The 15,740-nt window shown below is 63.0% G+C and carries 12 protein-coding genes; 11 read left to right on the plus strand and 1 reads right to left on the minus strand.

Annotated elements, in window-relative coordinates; all coding sequences use genetic code 11:
* The first annotated feature begins 125 nt into the window (after positions 1-125).
* The 4 genes from ACZ5BO_RS16990 (at position 126) to feaR (ending at position 4,970) form a co-directional block, all read left to right on the plus strand.
* Positions 126-1,610, plus strand: a complete 1,485-nt coding sequence (locus ACZ5BO_RS16990) for an aldehyde dehydrogenase family protein (RefSeq protein ID WP_464695816.1) — start codon at positions 126-128, stop codon at positions 1,608-1,610.
* A gap of 192 nt (positions 1,611-1,802) precedes the next feature.
* Positions 1,803-3,323, plus strand: coding sequence for an APC family permease (locus ACZ5BO_RS16995; RefSeq protein ID WP_464695817.1), 1,521 nt, complete (start codon positions 1,803-1,805; stop codon positions 3,321-3,323).
* Positions 3,289-3,882 (plus strand): DUF3156 family protein, encoded by a 594-nt coding sequence (locus tag ACZ5BO_RS17000; RefSeq protein WP_464695818.1) that lies wholly within the window; start codon positions 3,289-3,291, stop codon positions 3,880-3,882. Before ACZ5BO_RS16995 ends, ACZ5BO_RS17000 begins: the two co-directional genes overlap by 35 nt.
* A gap of 149 nt (positions 3,883-4,031) precedes the next feature.
* Positions 4,032-4,970 carry a transcriptional regulator FeaR gene (feaR, locus tag ACZ5BO_RS17005; RefSeq protein ID WP_464695819.1) on the plus strand — a complete coding sequence of 313 codons (939 nt, stop codon included), beginning with the start codon at positions 4,032-4,034 and terminating at the stop codon, positions 4,968-4,970.
* A 276-nt stretch (positions 4,971-5,246) separates the two neighbouring features.
* On the opposite strand, the gene ACZ5BO_RS17010 is transcribed toward feaR, so the two are convergent.
* Positions 5,247-6,050: a helix-turn-helix transcriptional regulator gene (locus ACZ5BO_RS17010; RefSeq protein WP_025129075.1), complete on the minus strand. Its 804-nt coding sequence runs from the start codon at positions 6,048-6,050 to the stop codon at positions 5,247-5,249.
* A 203-nt stretch (positions 6,051-6,253) separates the two neighbouring features.
* Between ACZ5BO_RS17010 and ACZ5BO_RS17015 the strand changes: the two genes are divergently transcribed.
* The 7 genes from ACZ5BO_RS17015 to ACZ5BO_RS17045 all read left to right on the plus strand — a co-directional run bounded on the left by ACZ5BO_RS17015 (position 6,254) and on the right by ACZ5BO_RS17045 (position 15,717).
* A complete protein-coding gene (locus tag ACZ5BO_RS17015) occupies positions 6,254-7,618 on the plus strand; it encodes an APC family permease (RefSeq protein ID WP_025129074.1) in 1,365 nt (454 codons plus the stop codon).
* A gap of 9 nt (positions 7,619-7,627) precedes the next feature.
* Positions 7,628-8,728 (plus strand): DmpA family aminopeptidase, encoded by a 1,101-nt coding sequence (locus ACZ5BO_RS17020; protein ID WP_025129073.1) that lies wholly within the window; start codon positions 7,628-7,630, stop codon positions 8,726-8,728.
* A 299-nt stretch (positions 8,729-9,027) separates the two neighbouring features.
* Entirely contained in the window at positions 9,028-10,476 is a 1,449-nt protein-coding gene (locus ACZ5BO_RS17025; protein ID WP_025129072.1) for a serralysin family metalloprotease, read from the plus strand.
* Positions 10,477-10,569: 93 nt separating this feature from the next.
* Complete coding sequence (locus tag ACZ5BO_RS17030) at positions 10,570-10,956, plus strand: AprI/Inh family metalloprotease inhibitor (protein ID WP_025129071.1); 387 nt, start codon at positions 10,570-10,572, stop codon at positions 10,954-10,956.
* A gap of 209 nt (positions 10,957-11,165) precedes the next feature.
* Positions 11,166-13,022: a type I secretion system permease/ATPase gene (locus tag ACZ5BO_RS17035; protein WP_464695820.1), complete on the plus strand. Its 1,857-nt coding sequence runs from the start codon at positions 11,166-11,168 to the stop codon at positions 13,020-13,022.
* A 14-nt stretch (positions 13,023-13,036) separates the two neighbouring features.
* Positions 13,037-14,353, plus strand: coding sequence for an HlyD family type I secretion periplasmic adaptor subunit (locus tag ACZ5BO_RS17040; protein WP_464701301.1), 1,317 nt, complete (start codon positions 13,037-13,039; stop codon positions 14,351-14,353).
* A gap of 14 nt (positions 14,354-14,367) precedes the next feature.
* The gene (locus tag ACZ5BO_RS17045) at positions 14,368-15,717 is read left to right on the plus strand and encodes a TolC family outer membrane protein (protein ID WP_464695821.1); all 1,350 of its coding nucleotides are present in this window, start codon (positions 14,368-14,370) and stop codon (positions 15,715-15,717) included.
* The last annotated feature ends 23 nt before the right edge of the window (positions 15,718-15,740 follow it).

Here is a 15,740-nt window from a genome sequence, read left to right on the forward strand (position 1 = left end):
TGCGTCCCAGTCCTGCGCTGCTGGCTGGCAGCCAGGGCCAAGTTTTGCGGCAGCCAGGGTCAAGACGGCGACGGCCTTTGGGCTCAGAGTCCTTATCGAACAAGGTCCAATCCAGAGGAATCAAGATGAGCGTTGCCATCGACCCACGCGTCGCCGCATTCATAGACAGCCAGCACGGTCTGCTGATCGACGGCCATAGCCAGCCGGCGCTCAGCGGTGCGCGAATGCCGGTGTACAACCCGGCCAGCGGCGAGCAGTTGACCCAGGTGGCCGCCGCCGCCCAGGCTGATATCGACCTGGCGGTAGCGGCCGCGCGCCGGGCCTTCGAAGGCAGTTGGAAGGCGCTGCGCCCGGCTGACCGGGAGCGCCTGCTGCTGAAACTGGCGGACCTGCTGGAGGCCCATGGCGAGGAACTGGCGCAGTTGGAGACCCTCAACAACGGGCAGTCGATTCACCTGGCCCGGGCCCTGGAAGTGGGCGCGGCAGCGGAGTTCACCCGCTACATGGCCGGTTGGGCCACCAAGATCGAAGGCAAGAGCCTGGATGTTTCCATCGCCGCAGTCCCCGGGGCGCAGTACCGGGCCTATACCGTGCCGGAGCCGGTAGGGGTAGTGGGGGCCATTGTGCCGTGGAACTTTCCGCTGCTGATGGCCATCTGGAAAATCGTTCCGGCCCTGGCTTGCGGTTGCACCGTGGTGCTCAAGCCGGCAGACGAGACACCACTGACCGCGCTGCGCCTCGGCCAGTTGTGCCTGGAGGCGGGCATCGCCCCCGGGGTGGTCAACGTGGTGACCGGCAGCGGCGCGGAGGCAGGGGCGGCGCTGGCCGCTCATCCGGGGATCGACAAGCTGGCGTTCACCGGCTCGACCCAGGTCGGCAAGCTGATTGGCCATGCCGCGGTGGACAACATGACGCGCTTCTCCCTGGAGCTGGGGGGCAAGTCGCCGGTGATCGTGCTCGACGACTGCGATCCGCAGACCGCTGCCGCCGGCGCTGCGGCGGCGATCTTCTTCAACCAGGGGCAGGTCTGCACGGCCGGGTCACGGCTGTACATCCAGCGCGAGATCTACACCGAGGTGCTGGAACGGCTGGTGGACATCGCCGGTTCCCTGAGCATCGGCCCGGGCCTGGATGAACAGGCGCAGATCAATCCGCTGGTTTCCGCCAAGCAGCAACGGGTGCTGCGCATGCTCGCCCGTGGCGTCGAGGAGGGGGCCAGGGTGCTCTGTGGCGGCGTTGCCCATGGTGACCAGGGGTTCTATGTGCGTCCGACCGTGGTGGCTGATGCCCACGGCGATTCGCAACTGGTGCGCGAGGAGATCTTCGGCCCGGTGGTGGTAGCCACGGCGTTTGACACCCTGGAGGAGGTGGTGGCCCTGGCCAACGACAACCAGTACGGGCTGGGGGCGAGCATCTGGTCCAACAACCTGGGGCAGGTGATGCAGTTGATTCCGCAGATCAAGGCCGGCACCGTCTGGGTCAACACCCACAACATGCTGGACCCGTCGATGCCCTTTGGCGGCTACAAGCAATCGGGCATCGGCCGCGAAATGGGGCATGCAGCCATCGAGGCCTACACCGAGAACAAGTCGGTGTGCATCGCCTATTGACCCCCCGTGAATCGGCGTGCCGGCGAGGAAGCCCTTGCCAGCACGCTTGCGTTGCAGGACCCGGTGCCGGGAAACCGGTCAACACTCATCCTTGAGCTGCGCCAGACAGCCAACCTACTGCGCCTTTGCCGGGCGTGCCCTTGAAATGCCTAGAACAACAATCATCAACCCATGCTTTCGAGGTTTGCCACCATGTCGCTCAACGACAGACTCAGCCGCCACCTGGACCAGGGTGTCGTCGGTTTCCCCACCGCGCTGGCCAGCGCCGTGGGCCTGATCATGGCCAGCCCGGTGATCCTCACCGCCACCACTGGCTTTGGCATCGGCGGCGGTGCATTCGCCGTGGCAATGCTGATTGCCCTGCTGATGATGCTGGCGCAATCCACCACCTTTGCCGAAGCCGCCTGCCTGTTGCCCACCAACGGTTCGGTCTATGACTACCTGGCCTGCGGGCTGGGGCGCTTCTTCGCCATAACCGGGACCCTGTCCGCCTACCTGATCGTGCATGTGTTCGCCGGGACCGCGGAAACCATCCTCAGCGGCATCATGGCCCTGGTGAATTTCGAATCCCTCAATACCCTCATGGAGCAAAGCGGCAGCGCCTGGCTGGTGGGAGTGGGGCTGGTACTGTTCTTCGGCCTGCTGAACGCCGTGGGGATCACCGCCTTCAGCCGTGCCGAGGTGATCCTGACCTTCGGCATGTGGATCACGCTGATGGTGTTTGGCGTGCTGGGGGTGATCAAGGCGCCGGCGGTGCAGCTGGACGGCTGGTTCGGGGCCTCGATGGTGGGCACCGACCTGCCGACCATCCTGTCCCTGGTGGGCATGGCCATGTTCATGTTCGTTGGCTGCGAGTTCGTTACTCCCTTGGCCCCCGATGTGCGCAAGGCCGCGAGGACCATTCCCCGCGCCATGGCCCTGGGGCTGGTGGGCGTGGCGCTGTGCATGTTCATCTATGGCGCGGCGATGAAGCGCCAGGTGGAGAACCTTGCCCTGAGCGAGGATGGCAGTGTCCATTTGCTGGACACGCCCATGGCCATCCCGCATTTCGCCGAGCAGATCATGGGGCCCTTCGGCCGCATCTGGCTGGGGATCGGCCTGCTGTTCGCCGGTGCGGCCACCATCAATACGCTGATGGCCGGGTTGCCGCGGATTCTCTATGGCATGGCCCTGGACGGTGCGCTGCCCAAGGTCTTCACTTACCTGCATCCGCGCTTCAAGACGCCGCTGCTGTGCATTGCCGTGGCGGTGCTGATCCCGTGCCTGCACGCCTGGTGGCTGGGGGGCAGCACTGACAGCATCATGCATCTGGTGCTGGCGGCGGTCTGTGCCTGGAGCACCGCCTACCTGCTGGTCACCCTGTCGGTGGTGATGTTGCGCATCCGCCGGCCAGACCTGCCTCGTGCCTATAAATCACCCTGGTTTCCGCTGCCGCAGATCCTGTCCTCGGTGGGTATCCTGCTGGGCATGTGGTTCATTACCCCGCCAGGGATGAACCCGCGGGATATCTATGTGCCGTTCGGCAGCATGCTGGGGCTGACCGCGCTGTATGCCCTGGCCTGGACCCTGCTGGTGCAGAAGGTCAATCCGTTTCGCCCGGTGCCGGTGGAAGAGGTCCTGGAACAGGCCCTGAACCTGGCGCCGGATGCAACCGCCACTTCCCGGGAGAACCTGTCTGATGAGCCTTTCAAGCTGGCGACTAAACCTTTCTGAGTTCTGGCACCGGCCGCCTTCGGGTTATCGGCCGGGGGTGACACTGGGGCAGGTGCGCCGGGACCTGGTCGGGCTTGATTTTACACAGCACAGTGCTGCGCAAGGGGTGTTCCGCTGCCCACGAAGCGGCCTGGAACTCGTTGTGCAGGAACGCGCCCAGGCGCAGTTCCTGATGCACATCGTGGTGTGCGAGTGGCACGTACAGGTACCCTGCGAACAGTCCCGGCAGGCACGCATTCGCATGCGCCACACCGGGGCGATTCGCCGCCAGGGCGTTGCCGCGCGCCTGCTCGCCGGTGAGGCTGGCGAATGGGACCCGTTGCTGCAAAGGCTGCGCAACGATCCGCAGTTGCTGGGGCACTTGCTGCCATTGGACTTCAAGCGCCTGGAACTGCGCCGTGACGACCAGGGCTGGCAGATACACCTGGAGCATTTCGGCGCCAGCGAAGTGGTCAACCGCTTGCCGGGGTTCAGGCGCTACATCCGCTTGAGCGCAGAGCAGCGAACAGCGCTGTTGGGCAGCTTCGTCCAGTTGTACAACCTTCTGCGAGAATTCTGACTGACATAACCGTATGCACTGGCATACACCCTGCTTAAGCCATAACAGACTATCCATGCTGTCAGGCGCCTTGCCTGGCAAATAGATAACATGTTAATGATATCGCCATAACAACAAAGGCGGTCTGAACCGGCTTCTGGAGGTGCACAGTGCTTGCTTCGCATAGTTTCAGTTCCTGGGTAGGCGCCCTGCAGGGCGTTTGCGGTCGATTCGATGCCCGTCCGGCGCGCAATCCTGCCTTGTTCATCGGAGAAGTGGGCCTGCAGGATTATGCCGGCCTGGAAGTGGCGCAGATCCGCACCAACGCCGGGCTGATTTCCCGGCAGGGCACCAAGGTCGACCAGGACGACGATCGCCATTGCTTCCTGATCATCCAGCGCAGTGGCCACGCACGATTGAGCCAGGGCGGGGAGAGCGTCGAACTGGCTCCTGGCGACATGGCCCTGCTGGATTCCGCCGGGGCCTGCGAGATCGTGCCCCACGGCCTGATCGAGCACGCCTCGTTCCACCTGTGCCGGGAAGAGGTCTATCGCCACCTGCCGGCCCAGCAGCGCAAATTCGGCAAGCTGTCGCAGAACTGCGCCAGCGGTCGCCTAATGCGCCTGCTGGTGGAGCAGGTCTGTGCCGGCGAACTGCAGGGCTGCGCCGCCCAGCAGGAAGGTCAGGCCTTGCAGGAAGCGTTGATTGCCCTGCTTGGTCCTACCCTGCGCCAGACCATCGGCACCCTGGACGGCTTTGACCAGCGCCTGCATGGCAGCGGCTTGCAGGATCAGGCCCGGCAGTTGATCCAGCAATCCCTCAACGAGCCGGGCCTGACCCCGGTGTCCCTGGCCGGTCAGTTGAACATCTCGGTGCGCCAGCTGTACCGACTGTTCGAAGAGCAGGGGGACAGCGTCTGTCGCTTCATCCAGCGCGCGCGGCTCAAGCGCAGCGCGGCGGACCTGAGCAATCCACACCTGCGCAACGAGTCGATCACCGACATCGCCTTCAAATGGGGTTTCACCGATTCGGCGCACTTCAGCCGGACCTTCAAGAAACATTTCGAACAGTCGCCCCGGGATTATCGTGCCCGCTCCCTGAACGCGTAGGAGCCGGACTTCCGCGCCGTCTCAAAGAGACCTCTGCTGACCCTGTAGGAGCCGGCTCGCCGGCGAAGAGGCCCTTGAATGTTGTATTGCTCCCGAGGGCGCCTTCGCTGGCAAGCCAACTCCTACGGCAGGCATGCCGTAGGAACAGGCAGGGATGCAGGAGGAACAGGTAGGCATGCAGGAGGTAGGTAGACAGGCGGGCAAGTCCGCACGCAGGCAGGAAGGCAAAAACGCAGAAACCCGAAACGACAGGCAACAGCACGCAGTGCAAGGGTTTCAGGGGTTTTCCAGGTCATGCCCCAGGGACTGGATGAACAGCGAAAACAACTCGGGCTGGCTGGAGATATCCAGCTTGGCGTAGAGGTGCCGGCGGTGCACCTTGATGGTGTCCGGCGAGATCTTCAAGCGTTCAGCCATGGCTTTGGAAGAGAACCCGCGGAGGATCAGCCGGGCGATCTCCAGCTCACGGTCCGAGAGCACGGCACTGCCGAAATGGCTCAGGGCGTCGCGAATCTGGCTGGCCATTTCCTCGGCCACCGGAGTCTGGGGCCGTATCTGGCTGTGTTGCCAATGCTGTTGCATCAGCGGCAGCACCCAGGCGGCAAAGGTCGTGAGCTGGCCGATTTCATCGCTGTTGAACACCCGCTGCCGGCCCAATGACAGGGACAGGGTGCCGCTATCGGGCAGTTGCAGGATGAACTGCACTTCATCTTCCAGCACGTTGTCGTGGAAGTAGCTGAGGAAGTATTCGCTCTGGCGAAAGTGATCCGGGGCCACTTCCTCCAGGCGGTACAAGCCACTGGGGTAGCCCTCGCGGCAGGCCTGGAAAAACGGATCCAGCAGGTACAGGCCGTTCAGGTAGGTGAGCATCGACGCCGGTTTGCTGCTGGGTTCCGCGTCATATTCCTCCAGGGCCCGGGGCGGCCCATCCACCGGGTAGAAAATCGCCAGGGCGTTGTCGAACGGCGTGGCCTGGTGCAGCAACAGGATCAGCTGTTTCCAGAGTCGCGGGTGGCCGATCAGTGTGAGGGTGCGACCCAGGCCGGCGTGCAGGCCGACCTCCCTGAACAGATTACTCACAGGCGTTGCTCCGTTGATCCGTAGAAAGTGTCCTGGCACGGTTTCGTCGATTTGCCGGTTGCCGTCAAGAGGAGTACTCCAATAGGGGAATTGGTCGCCACACCCCGACTGCCTAGAGTGGTCCCACCTAGTGTGTCCCAGAACACACCGCCCGATGAATTTCGTTTCTGCCTCAAACCAACAATAAACACGAGGATAACGACATGAGCTCTCCCTCCGCGCCAGACGGTGCGCTGAAACCAACCTTGAGTGTGTTCGATGTGGTGGCGATCACGGTTTCCGGCGTGACCCCTGCCAGTTCGGTATTCGTGATCGCGCCCTTTGCCATCCATCAGGCCGGCAGCGGGGTGTTCCTGGCGTTCGTCATGGCCGGCCTGCTGGCGCTGATGTTTGCCTTTTGCTACGCCGAACTGGGGCGGGCCCACAACAGCGCCGGTGGCGAATACGTGTACGCCAAGCGGGTGTTCGGCGGCATGGCCGGCTACGCCACCTTCCTCACGGTGCTGGTGATGCTGCTGTTCATCCCGCCGGTGCTGGCCACTGGCGCCGCCACCTACCTGAACAACGCCCTGGGCACGAATTTCGACTCCCAGACCGTGGCTCTGGTGATTGTGGTCTGCAGCTACCTGCTGGGCATCCTCAACATCAAGCTCAACGCCTGGATCACCGGGACCTGTCTGTTGCTGGAGATTGCGGCACTGCTGGTGATCGTCTGGCTGGGGTTCGGCAACGCGGCGCAGCCGATCAGCATCCTTCTGCAACCGCAGATCGTCGATCACGGCGTGTTGCAGATGGCACCCTGGGCGCTGGTGATCGGCGCCGTGGGCATTGGCCTGTTTTCCTACAACGGCTATGGGCCGGCGGTGCTGCTGGCCGAAGACATGAAGTGCCGGGGGCGAGGCGTGCACAAGGCGGTGCTCTGGTCTCTGGCGCTGGTGGTGATCATCGAGCTGGTGCCGATTACTGCCTTGCTGATAGGCGCGCCATCGCTCAGTGCGATGCTCGCCAGCCCCGACCCCATCGGCTACCTGTTGACCAGCCATGGCAATGAAACCCTGGCCCGGGTGGTCAGTGCCGGGATCTTCCTGTCGGTGTTCAACGCCATTGTCGCCATCGTCATCCAGATCGGTCGGGTGGTGTTCAGCAGTGGCCGCGACGCTCTGTGGACGCCAACCATCAACCGCCTGTTCACTCGGATTCACCCGCGCTGGGATTCGCCCTGGTTGGCGACGCTGTTCCTGGCAATTCCCTCGGCGGTGCTCAGCTTCAGTTCCAACCTGGCGGACCTGACATCCTTCAGCGTGCTGCTGATCATGCTGGTGTACCTGATCGTGGCCCTCAGTGCGCTGATGAGCCGGATACTGCTGCGTGATCGCGAGCACCCGTATCGCATGCCGCTGTGGCCGTTGCCGGCGCTGCTGGCGGTGCTCGGGGCGGGGTATCTGTTGATCAATCTGTTTCTTGAGGCGTCGCTGCGGGACATCATGGTGATTATCGGCCTGCTGGCGCTGTCGGTGATCCTCTATGGCACTAACGGCCGGTACAGCCCGGCGTTCCAGAAATTGTAAGGAGTGGTTATGCGAGCACGTCAATTGGGCATCAGCCTGGGCCTGGGGACACCGGGCCCGTTCAATGCGATCACCGATGTTCCGGGGGTGCGGGTAGGGCACAGCACCCTGAACACCACGCTGGCAGGCAAGCAGGTACGCACCGGGGTCACGTTGATCCAGCCCCGGGACGGGCATGCCCGGCAGCAACCCTGCTTTGCCGGTTGCCATGTACTCAACGGCAATGGCGACGCCACGGGGTTGGAGTGGATTCGCGAGGCCGGCACCCTGACCACGCCGCTGGCCATCACCAATACCCACAGCGTCGGCGTGGTGCGCGATACGCTGATTGCCCTGGAGCGCGAGGCCCTGGAGGACCCGGCGGTGTACTGGTGCATGCCGGTGGTGATGGAGACTTACGATGGCTTGTTGAATGACATCTGGGGCCAGCATGTCGGCCCGCAACAGGTGCTCGAAGCCATGGCCCGGGCCGAATCCGGTCCGGTGACCGAGGGGGCGGTGGGCGGCGGCACCGGGATGATCTGCCACGAGTTCAAGGGCGGCATCGGCACCGCTTCGCGGCGCCTGAGTGCGGAGCAGGGCGGCTACACCGTCGGTGCCCTGGTCCAGGCCAACCATGGCAAGCGCGAGGAGTTGCGGGTCGACGGTTACCCGGTGGGGCGCCACCTGGGAGCGATTGCCTCGCCCTTTGCCGAGCGTGGCACGCCGGGCATGGGGTCGATCGTGGTGATCCTGGCCACCGATGCGCCCTTGCTGCCCCATCAATGCCAGCGCCTGGCGCAGCGTGCGTCCATCGGCATTGCCCGCACCGGAGGCGGCACCGAGGATTCCAGTGGCGATATCTTCCTGGCCTTTGCCACGGGAAACCGGGACCTGCCCACGGCGGATTATTCGCGCAAGGACCTGGGATTCAGCACTTCACTGGCCATGCTCAACAACGATCACATCTCGCCCTTGTTCAGCGCTGCCGCCGAAGCGGTGGAGGAGGCCATCATCAACGCCCTGCTCGCCGGCGAGCCAATGACCAGCGCCGACGGGGTGCACGTGCCGGCATTGACCTCGCAAGTGCTGCTCGAGGCATTGGAACTAACTGGTTGGAACAGAAGTTGACGGACTAAGAAGTGCGACACAGTCGGCATAACTGTCTATATGGATATTTAATTATTAAATTGTAGATTGTCGGACAATGGCTGCCGTTAATCAGTTGAAAAAGAATCTTTCGACTGTATGGTCATTGTTTGCTGGAGTTCGTCGGAACAGTGGAATTTGGCGTCAAAAAAGTAGTGGACGCCAGATTTCAAATTGTGTCAGTTTTCTTGCGCCTGCTTAGGGCGAGTGATAGGACGATCTCGCCAGGGATTGTCGCTATCTGACAAAAACTGTTCCATTGATTACAAGGAAGTGTGTTTATGTCGAAAGTAAAAGTGAACGCTATTGATGCTGCCGAACAACAACTGGTGCCATTGGCGGCAGCAAGTTCGGCGTATAACCAGATCAATAGCTTCAGCCACCAGTACGACCGTGGCGGCAATCTCACGGTCAATGGCAAACCGTCGTTCTCGGTGGATCAGGCCGCCACGCAATTGCTGCGTGACGGTGCTGCCTACAAGGACCTGAACGCCAACGGCAAGATCGATCTGACCTATACCTTCCTGACCTCGGCCTCCTCGAGCACCATGTACAAGCATGGCATCTCCGGGTTCAGCCAGTTCAGCGCCCAGCAAAAGGCCCAGGCAGTGCTGGCCATGCAGTCCTGGGCCGATGTGGCCAATGTGGTCTTCACCGAGAAAGCCTCGGGTGGCGACGGTCACATGACGTTCGGCAACTACAGCGGTGGCCAGGATGGCGCGGCGGCATTTGCCTATCTGCCAGGCACCGGTGCCGGGTATGACGGGACGTCGTGGTACCTGATCAATAGCAGTTACACCCAGAACAAGAACCCCGATCTGAACAACTATGGCCGTCAGACCCTGACCCATGAGATCGGTCACACCCTGGGCCTGGCTCACCCTGGCGACTACAACGCCGGCGAAGGCAATCCCACCTACAAGGACGCCTCCTACGGCCAGGACACCCGTGGCTACAGCGTCATGAGCTACTGGAGTGAAAGCAATACCAGCCAGAACTTCAGCAAGGGCGGGGTCGAAGCCTATTCGTCCGGCCCGCTGATGGACGATATCGCGGCCATCCAGAAGCTCTACGGCGCCAACTACGCCACCCGTGCCGGCGACACCACCTACGGCTTCAACTCCAACACCGGGCGTGATTTCTACAGCGCCAGTTCGTCTTCGGACAAGCTGGTGTTCTCGGTGTGGGACGGTGGCGGCAACGATACCCTGGACTTCTCCGGTTTTACCCAAAACCAGAAGATCAACCTCAATGAAGCCTCGTTCTCCGACGTTGGCGGCATGGTGGGTAACGTGTCCATTGCCCAGGGCGTGACCGTGGAGAACGCCATTGGCGGTTCGGGCAACGACCTGCTGATCGGCAACAATGCCGCCAACGAACTGCGTGGCGGTGCCGGCAACGACATCATCTACGGTGCCGGTGGGGCCGATAAGCTCTGGGGCGGCTCGGGCTCGGACACCTTCGTGTTCGCTGCCAGTTCCGATTCCAAGCCGGGTGCGGCCGATCAGATCATGGATTTTGTCAGCGGCCTGGACAAGATCGATCTGACCGGGATCACCAAGGGTGCGGGGCTGCATTTCGTCAACGCCTTCACCGGCGCGGCGGGCGATGCCATCCTCACCACCTCCGGTGGCGTCAGCACCCTGTCCGTGGATTTCTCCGGGCATGGCGTGGCGGACTTCCTGGTCAGCACCATCGGCCAGGCAGCGGTCACTGACATCGTCGCCTGAGTGAAGTAGACGCGGGGCTGCGCCGATGCGCGGCCCGGCGTTCTTGCATTGACCCCGGGGCTGAGCGAGTCTACCGGGCGGATGGAGCACCCCATGACCCCACACACCTTGCGTTGCACGGCAGCCCGTTGGCTGCTGGCGACACTGATGATCTTTTATGGAGCAATGACCATGGCAAGCAGCCTGCGCTTGGCGGACCCCTCGGAACTGGTTGGACACTGGCAGTTGCAGCAAGCGGCCGATCCCGGCAAGGGTTGCACCCTGGACCTTTTGCAGAATGCGGCCCTGGGCGACGGCGCCGACTGCCTGTCGCAGTGGATCGGTGAAACCGCGGTGGGCTGGTTCCCTGAACCCGACGGTATTGCCATCACCGGCCGCGAAGGCTCGAAGGTCATTTTCTTCAGCCGCCAGAAGGACGGGCTCTATGAAGCACGCTTGAAAGCCGACGGCTTGATTGTTTTACAGCGTGGGGCTAATTAATAGGCCTCGGTGTTCGTCTATTAAGTTGGCGGCCAGTATATTGCCACTCTCTTGAACGACGTAAACATGCTCGGGCTGCTGTTGGATACAGCTGTCCGAATTGTTCGTGTTCGTCTGATTTATAAACTAAGAGGGTGGCTTGTTAGTTGTGCACTATATTGGTTCATCGCTACCGGGCACGAATTAACCGCTCAGGGAAAATGTTAAAAATGGTGAAGAACACTCCTCCTGCACCGCTGTTCAAGGCACTGGGCGAATATAAGAGCATCCTGATCAGCGTTGGTTGTTTCACCGCATTGATCAACGTGCTGATGCTGGTGCCTTCCATCTATATGTTGCAGGTCTACGACCGGGTGCTGTCTTCGCAGAATGAAACCACCCTGGTGATGCTGTCACTGATGGTGGTGGGCTTTTTCGTGTTCATCGGCCTGCTGGAAGTGGTACGCAGCTTTATCGTGATCCGCATCGGCAGCCAGCTGGAGCGGCGCTTCAACCTGCGGGTCTACCAGGCCGCGTTCGAACGCAACCTGGCGCGGGGCGAAGGCCATGCCGGGCAGTCCCTGGGCGACCTGACCCATATCCGCCAGTTCCTCACGGGGCCTGCGCTGTTCGCCTTCTTCGACGCTCCCTGGTTCCCCATCTATCTGCTGGTGATCTACGCCTTCAACGTCTGGCTGGGGGTGTTCGCCACCGTGGGTGCGGTGTTGTTGATCGCCCTGGCCTGCCTGAACGAGGCCATGACCAAGAAGCCTTTGGGCGAGGCCAGCGGCTATTCGCAAAAATCCACCCAGCTGGCCACCAGTCACCTGCACAACGCCGAGACCATCCAGGCAATGGGCATGCTCGGCGCGTTGCGCAAGCGCTGGTTCGCCGTGCATTCGGGGTTTCTCGGGCTGCAGAATCAGGCCAGCGACACCGGGTCGGTGATCAGTTCCCTGAGCAAGACCCTGCGCCTGTGCCTGCAGTCCCTGGTGCTGGGGCTGGGCGCCTGGCTGGTGATCAAGGGCGACATGACCGCCGGGATGATGATTGCCGGGTCGATCCTCATGGGGCGGGTGTTGAGCCCCATCGACCAGTTGATCGCGGTATGGAAGCAGTGGAGCTCGGCCAAGCTGGCCTATGGGCGCCTCGATGCGCTGTTGCGCGAGTTCCCGCCCAGCGACAGCGCCATGTCGCTGCCACCGCCCAAGGGGCAGGTGAGTTTCGAGCAGGTCAGCGCCGGCCCTCCAGGGCGCCGGGTCGCGACCCTGCAGCAAGTGAGCTTCAGCCTCAACGCCGGTGAAGTGCTGGGAGTGCTCGGCGCTTCCGGTTCCGGCAAATCGACCCTGGCCCGGGTGCTGGTGGGCGTGTGGCCGACCCTGGGGGGCACGGTACGCCTGGACGGTGCCGACATCCATCGCTGGAACCGCGATGAGCTGGGGCCCTATATCGGCTACTTGCCCCAGGACATCGAGCTGTTCACCGGCAGCATCGCCGAGAACATTTCGCGCTTTCGCCAGGCTGATCCGCAACAGGTGGTCCAGGCCGCGCAGATGGCTGGCGTGCACGAGCTGATCCTGCGTCTGCCCCAGGGCTACGACACGGTGCTGGGGGACGACGGCAGTGGCCTGTCCGGCGGCCAGAAGCAGCGAGTGGCCCTGGCCCGTGCGCTGTATGGCAACCCGAGCCTGGTGGTGCTCGACGAGCCCAATTCCAACCTCGATACCGTGGGCGAAAGCGCCCTGGCGGCAGCCATTTCCCAGCTCAAGGCCCGCGGCACCACGGTGGTGCTGGTCACTCATCGTTCCTCGGTACTGGCCCTGGCCGACAAGCTGCTGGTGCTCAATGACGGTCGCTTGCAGGCCTTCGGCCCCAGCCAGGAAGTGCTCAGGTCGCTGGCTGGCGGCCAGTCCCAGGCACAAGCTCAGGCTCAAGGGCAAGGGCAAGGGCAAGGGCAAGGGCAAGGGCAAGGGCAAGGGCAGGCGCAGGCGCAGGAAGCGCCCAGGGACAGGCCCGCAGCAGCGGCTCCCGGTGGCTTGAGCATGAGCCGCCAGTATTCGGCCCCGACACGGAATTCAGGCGCATGAGCAAGGACGGCAACATGATGATCGAACAGGATTACGCGCCGGAACGGGTTGAGCGGGACGCCGGCTTCTTTGCCCGCATGGGCTGGATCCTGGCCCTGGCCGGCGCCGGCAGTTTCTTCGTCTGGGCGGCCATGGCGCCCCTGGACCAGGGGATCCCGGTGCAGGGCACGGTGGTGGTGTCCGGCAAGCGCAAGGCGGTGCAGTCCATGAGCAGCGGCGTGGTCAGCCGGATCCTGGTGCGCGAGGGCGAGGCGGTGAAACAGGGGCAGCCGCTGTTCCGCCTGGACCAGACCCAGGTGGCGGCCGATGTGCAGTCGCTGCAGGCCCAGTACCGCATGGCCATGGCCAGTCTGGCTCGCTGGCGCAGTGAGCGCGACAACCTCAAGCAGGTGGATTTTCCGGTGGCGCTGAGCAACAGCGATGACCCGCGCCTGGCCCTGGTGCTGGAAGGCCAGCGGCAGTTGTTCAGCAGCCGGCGCGAGGCGTTCAATCGCGAGCAGGCGGGAATCCGCGCCAATATCGAAGGCGCCACCGCGCAACTGGCGGGGATGCGCCGGGCGCGTACCGATCTCAGCAGCCAGGCCGAGTCCCTGCGCCAACAGCTGAGCAACCTGCAGCCCCTGGCGGACAACGGCTACATCCCGCGCAACCGGCTGCTGGAGTACCAGCGCCAACTGTCCCAGGTGCAGCAGGAGCTGGCACAGAACACCGGGGAGAGCGGGCGGGTCGAGCAGGGCATCGTCGAGTCGCGGCTCAAGCTGTCCCAGCACAACGAGGAGTATCAGAAGGAGGTGCGCAGCCAGTTGGCCGAAGCCCAACTCAAGACCCAGACCCTGGAACAGCAACTGACCTCCGCCGGTTTCGACTTGCAGCACAGCGAGATCATCGCCACCGCCGACGGCATCGCGGTCAACCTGGGGGTGCACACCGAAGGCGCGGTGGTACGCCAGGGCGAGACCCTGCTGGAGATCGTGCCCCAGGGCACGCACCTGGAAGTGGAGGGGCGGTTGCCGGTGAATCTGGTGGACAAGGTCGGGCCCCACCTGCCGGTGGACATCCTCTTCACGGCTTTCAACCAGACCCGCACGCCACGGGTGCCGGGTGAGGTCAGCCTGATTTCCGCCGACCAGATGATCGATGAGAAAACCGGGATGCCGTACTACGTACTACGTAGCAGCGTCAGCGACCAGGCCCTGGAAAAGCTCAATGGATTGGTGATCAAGCCCGGCATGCCGGCGGAGATGTTCGTACGTACCGGCGAACGTTCGCTGCTCAATTACCTGTTCAAGCCTCTGCTTGACCGGGCTGGCTCTGCACTGACCGAAGAATAAGGATGTCGCGTCGTATGAGTAAGCTTTCCATTCTCGCGGCGGCCTTGGCGCTGTTTGCCTGTCAGGGCGCCCAGGCCATGGGCCCGTTCCAGATCTACGAGCAGGCGCTGCGCAATGACCCGGTGTTCCTGGGGGCCATCAAGGAGCGCGATGCCGGCCTGGAAAACCGCGCCATCGGCCGGGCAGGCCTGCTGCCCAAGGTGGGCTACAGCTACAACAAGGGTCACAACAACTCCAAGGTCACCTACCTGGACACCGTGCGCGGCACCGTGAGCGAAAAACGCAACTACGACAGCTACGGTTCGTCCCTGACCGTGCAGCAGCCGCTGATCGACTACGAGGCCTATGCCAACTACCGCAAGGGCGTGGCCCAGTCGCTGTTCGCCGACGAGAACTTTCGCAGCAAGAGCCAGGAGTTGCTGGTTCGGGTGTTGAGCTATTACACCAAGGCCCTGTTCGCCCAGGACCAGATCGACATCGCCCAGGCCAAGAAGAAGGCCTTCGAGCAGCAGTTCCAACAGAACCGGCACATGTTCCAGCAGGGCGAGGGCACCCGCACCGACATCCTCGAAGCCGAGTCGCGCTACGAGCTGGCCACCGCCGAAGAGATCGAGGCCCGGGACGAACAGGACGCCGCCTTGCGCGAGCTGGGGGCCCTGATCGGCGTACCGAGCATCGACGTGGGTGACCTGGACCCGTTGCAGGCCGACTTCCAGTCGTTCTCCCTGATTCCGGCCAACTACGACACCTGGCATGAGATGGCCCTGAGCAACAACCCGGTGCTGGCTTCCCAGCGCCAGCGCGTGGAAGTGGCGCGCTATGAAGTGGAGCGCAACCGCGCCGGACACCTGCCCAAGCTCAGTGCCTACGCCACCATGCGCCAGAACGAATCGGAAAGCGGCAACACCTACAACCAGCGCTACGACACCAACACCCTGGGTATCGAGCTCAGCCTGCCGTTGTACGCCGGTGGTGGGGTTTCAGCTTCTACCCGTCAGGCCAGCCGCTCCATGGAGCAGGCCGAGTACGAGCTGGACGGCAAGACCCGGGAAACCCTGATTGAACTCCGCCGCCAGTTCAGTGCCTGTCTATCAGGTGTGAGCAAGTTGCGCGCCTACCAGAAGGCCCTGGCCTCGGCCGAGGCGCTGGTGGTTTCGACCAAGCAGAGCATCCTCGGGGGCGAGCGGGTCAACCTCGATGCGCTGAATGCCGAGCAGCAGCTCTACACCACCCGGCGGGATCTGGCCCAGGCCCGCTATGACTACCTGATGGCCTGGACCAAGTTGCACTATTACGCCGGCACTTTGCGCGAAGAAGACCTGGCCAGGGTCGACGAGGCCTTCGGCCAGCGCGCTCAGCCTTAGGAAGCGTTGCCGACTGCAGGCTC

The sequence above is a fragment of the Pseudomonas sp. FFPRI_1 genome, from assembly GCF_055384485.1.

What these genes read in the sequence shown, in the direction of transcription:
- ACZ5BO_RS17045 (WP_464695821.1), top strand. Translation starts at nt 14,368, where the DNA reads ATGAGTAAGCTTTCCATTCTCGCGGCGGCCTTGGCGCTGTTTGCCTGT.
- ACZ5BO_RS17000 (WP_464695818.1), top strand. Translation starts at nt 3,289, where the DNA reads ATGAGCCTTTCAAGCTGGCGACTAAACCTTTCTGAGTTCTGGCACCGG.
- ACZ5BO_RS17035 (WP_464695820.1), top strand. Translation starts at nt 11,166, where the DNA reads ATGGTGAAGAACACTCCTCCTGCACCGCTGTTCAAGGCACTGGGCGAA.
- ACZ5BO_RS17020 (WP_025129073.1), top strand. Translation starts at nt 7,628, where the DNA reads ATGCGAGCACGTCAATTGGGCATCAGCCTGGGCCTGGGGACACCGGGC.
- ACZ5BO_RS17040 (WP_464701301.1), top strand. Translation starts at nt 13,037, where the DNA reads ATGATGATCGAACAGGATTACGCGCCGGAACGGGTTGAGCGGGACGCC.
- ACZ5BO_RS17025 (WP_025129072.1), top strand. Translation starts at nt 9,028, where the DNA reads ATGTCGAAAGTAAAAGTGAACGCTATTGATGCTGCCGAACAACAACTG.
- ACZ5BO_RS17015 (WP_025129074.1), top strand. Translation starts at nt 6,254, where the DNA reads ATGAGCTCTCCCTCCGCGCCAGACGGTGCGCTGAAACCAACCTTGAGT.
- ACZ5BO_RS16995 (WP_464695817.1), top strand. Translation starts at nt 1,803, where the DNA reads ATGTCGCTCAACGACAGACTCAGCCGCCACCTGGACCAGGGTGTCGTC.
- ACZ5BO_RS16990 (WP_464695816.1), top strand. Translation starts at nt 126, where the DNA reads ATGAGCGTTGCCATCGACCCACGCGTCGCCGCATTCATAGACAGCCAG.
- ACZ5BO_RS17030 (WP_025129071.1), top strand. Translation starts at nt 10,570, where the DNA reads ATGACCCCACACACCTTGCGTTGCACGGCAGCCCGTTGGCTGCTGGCG.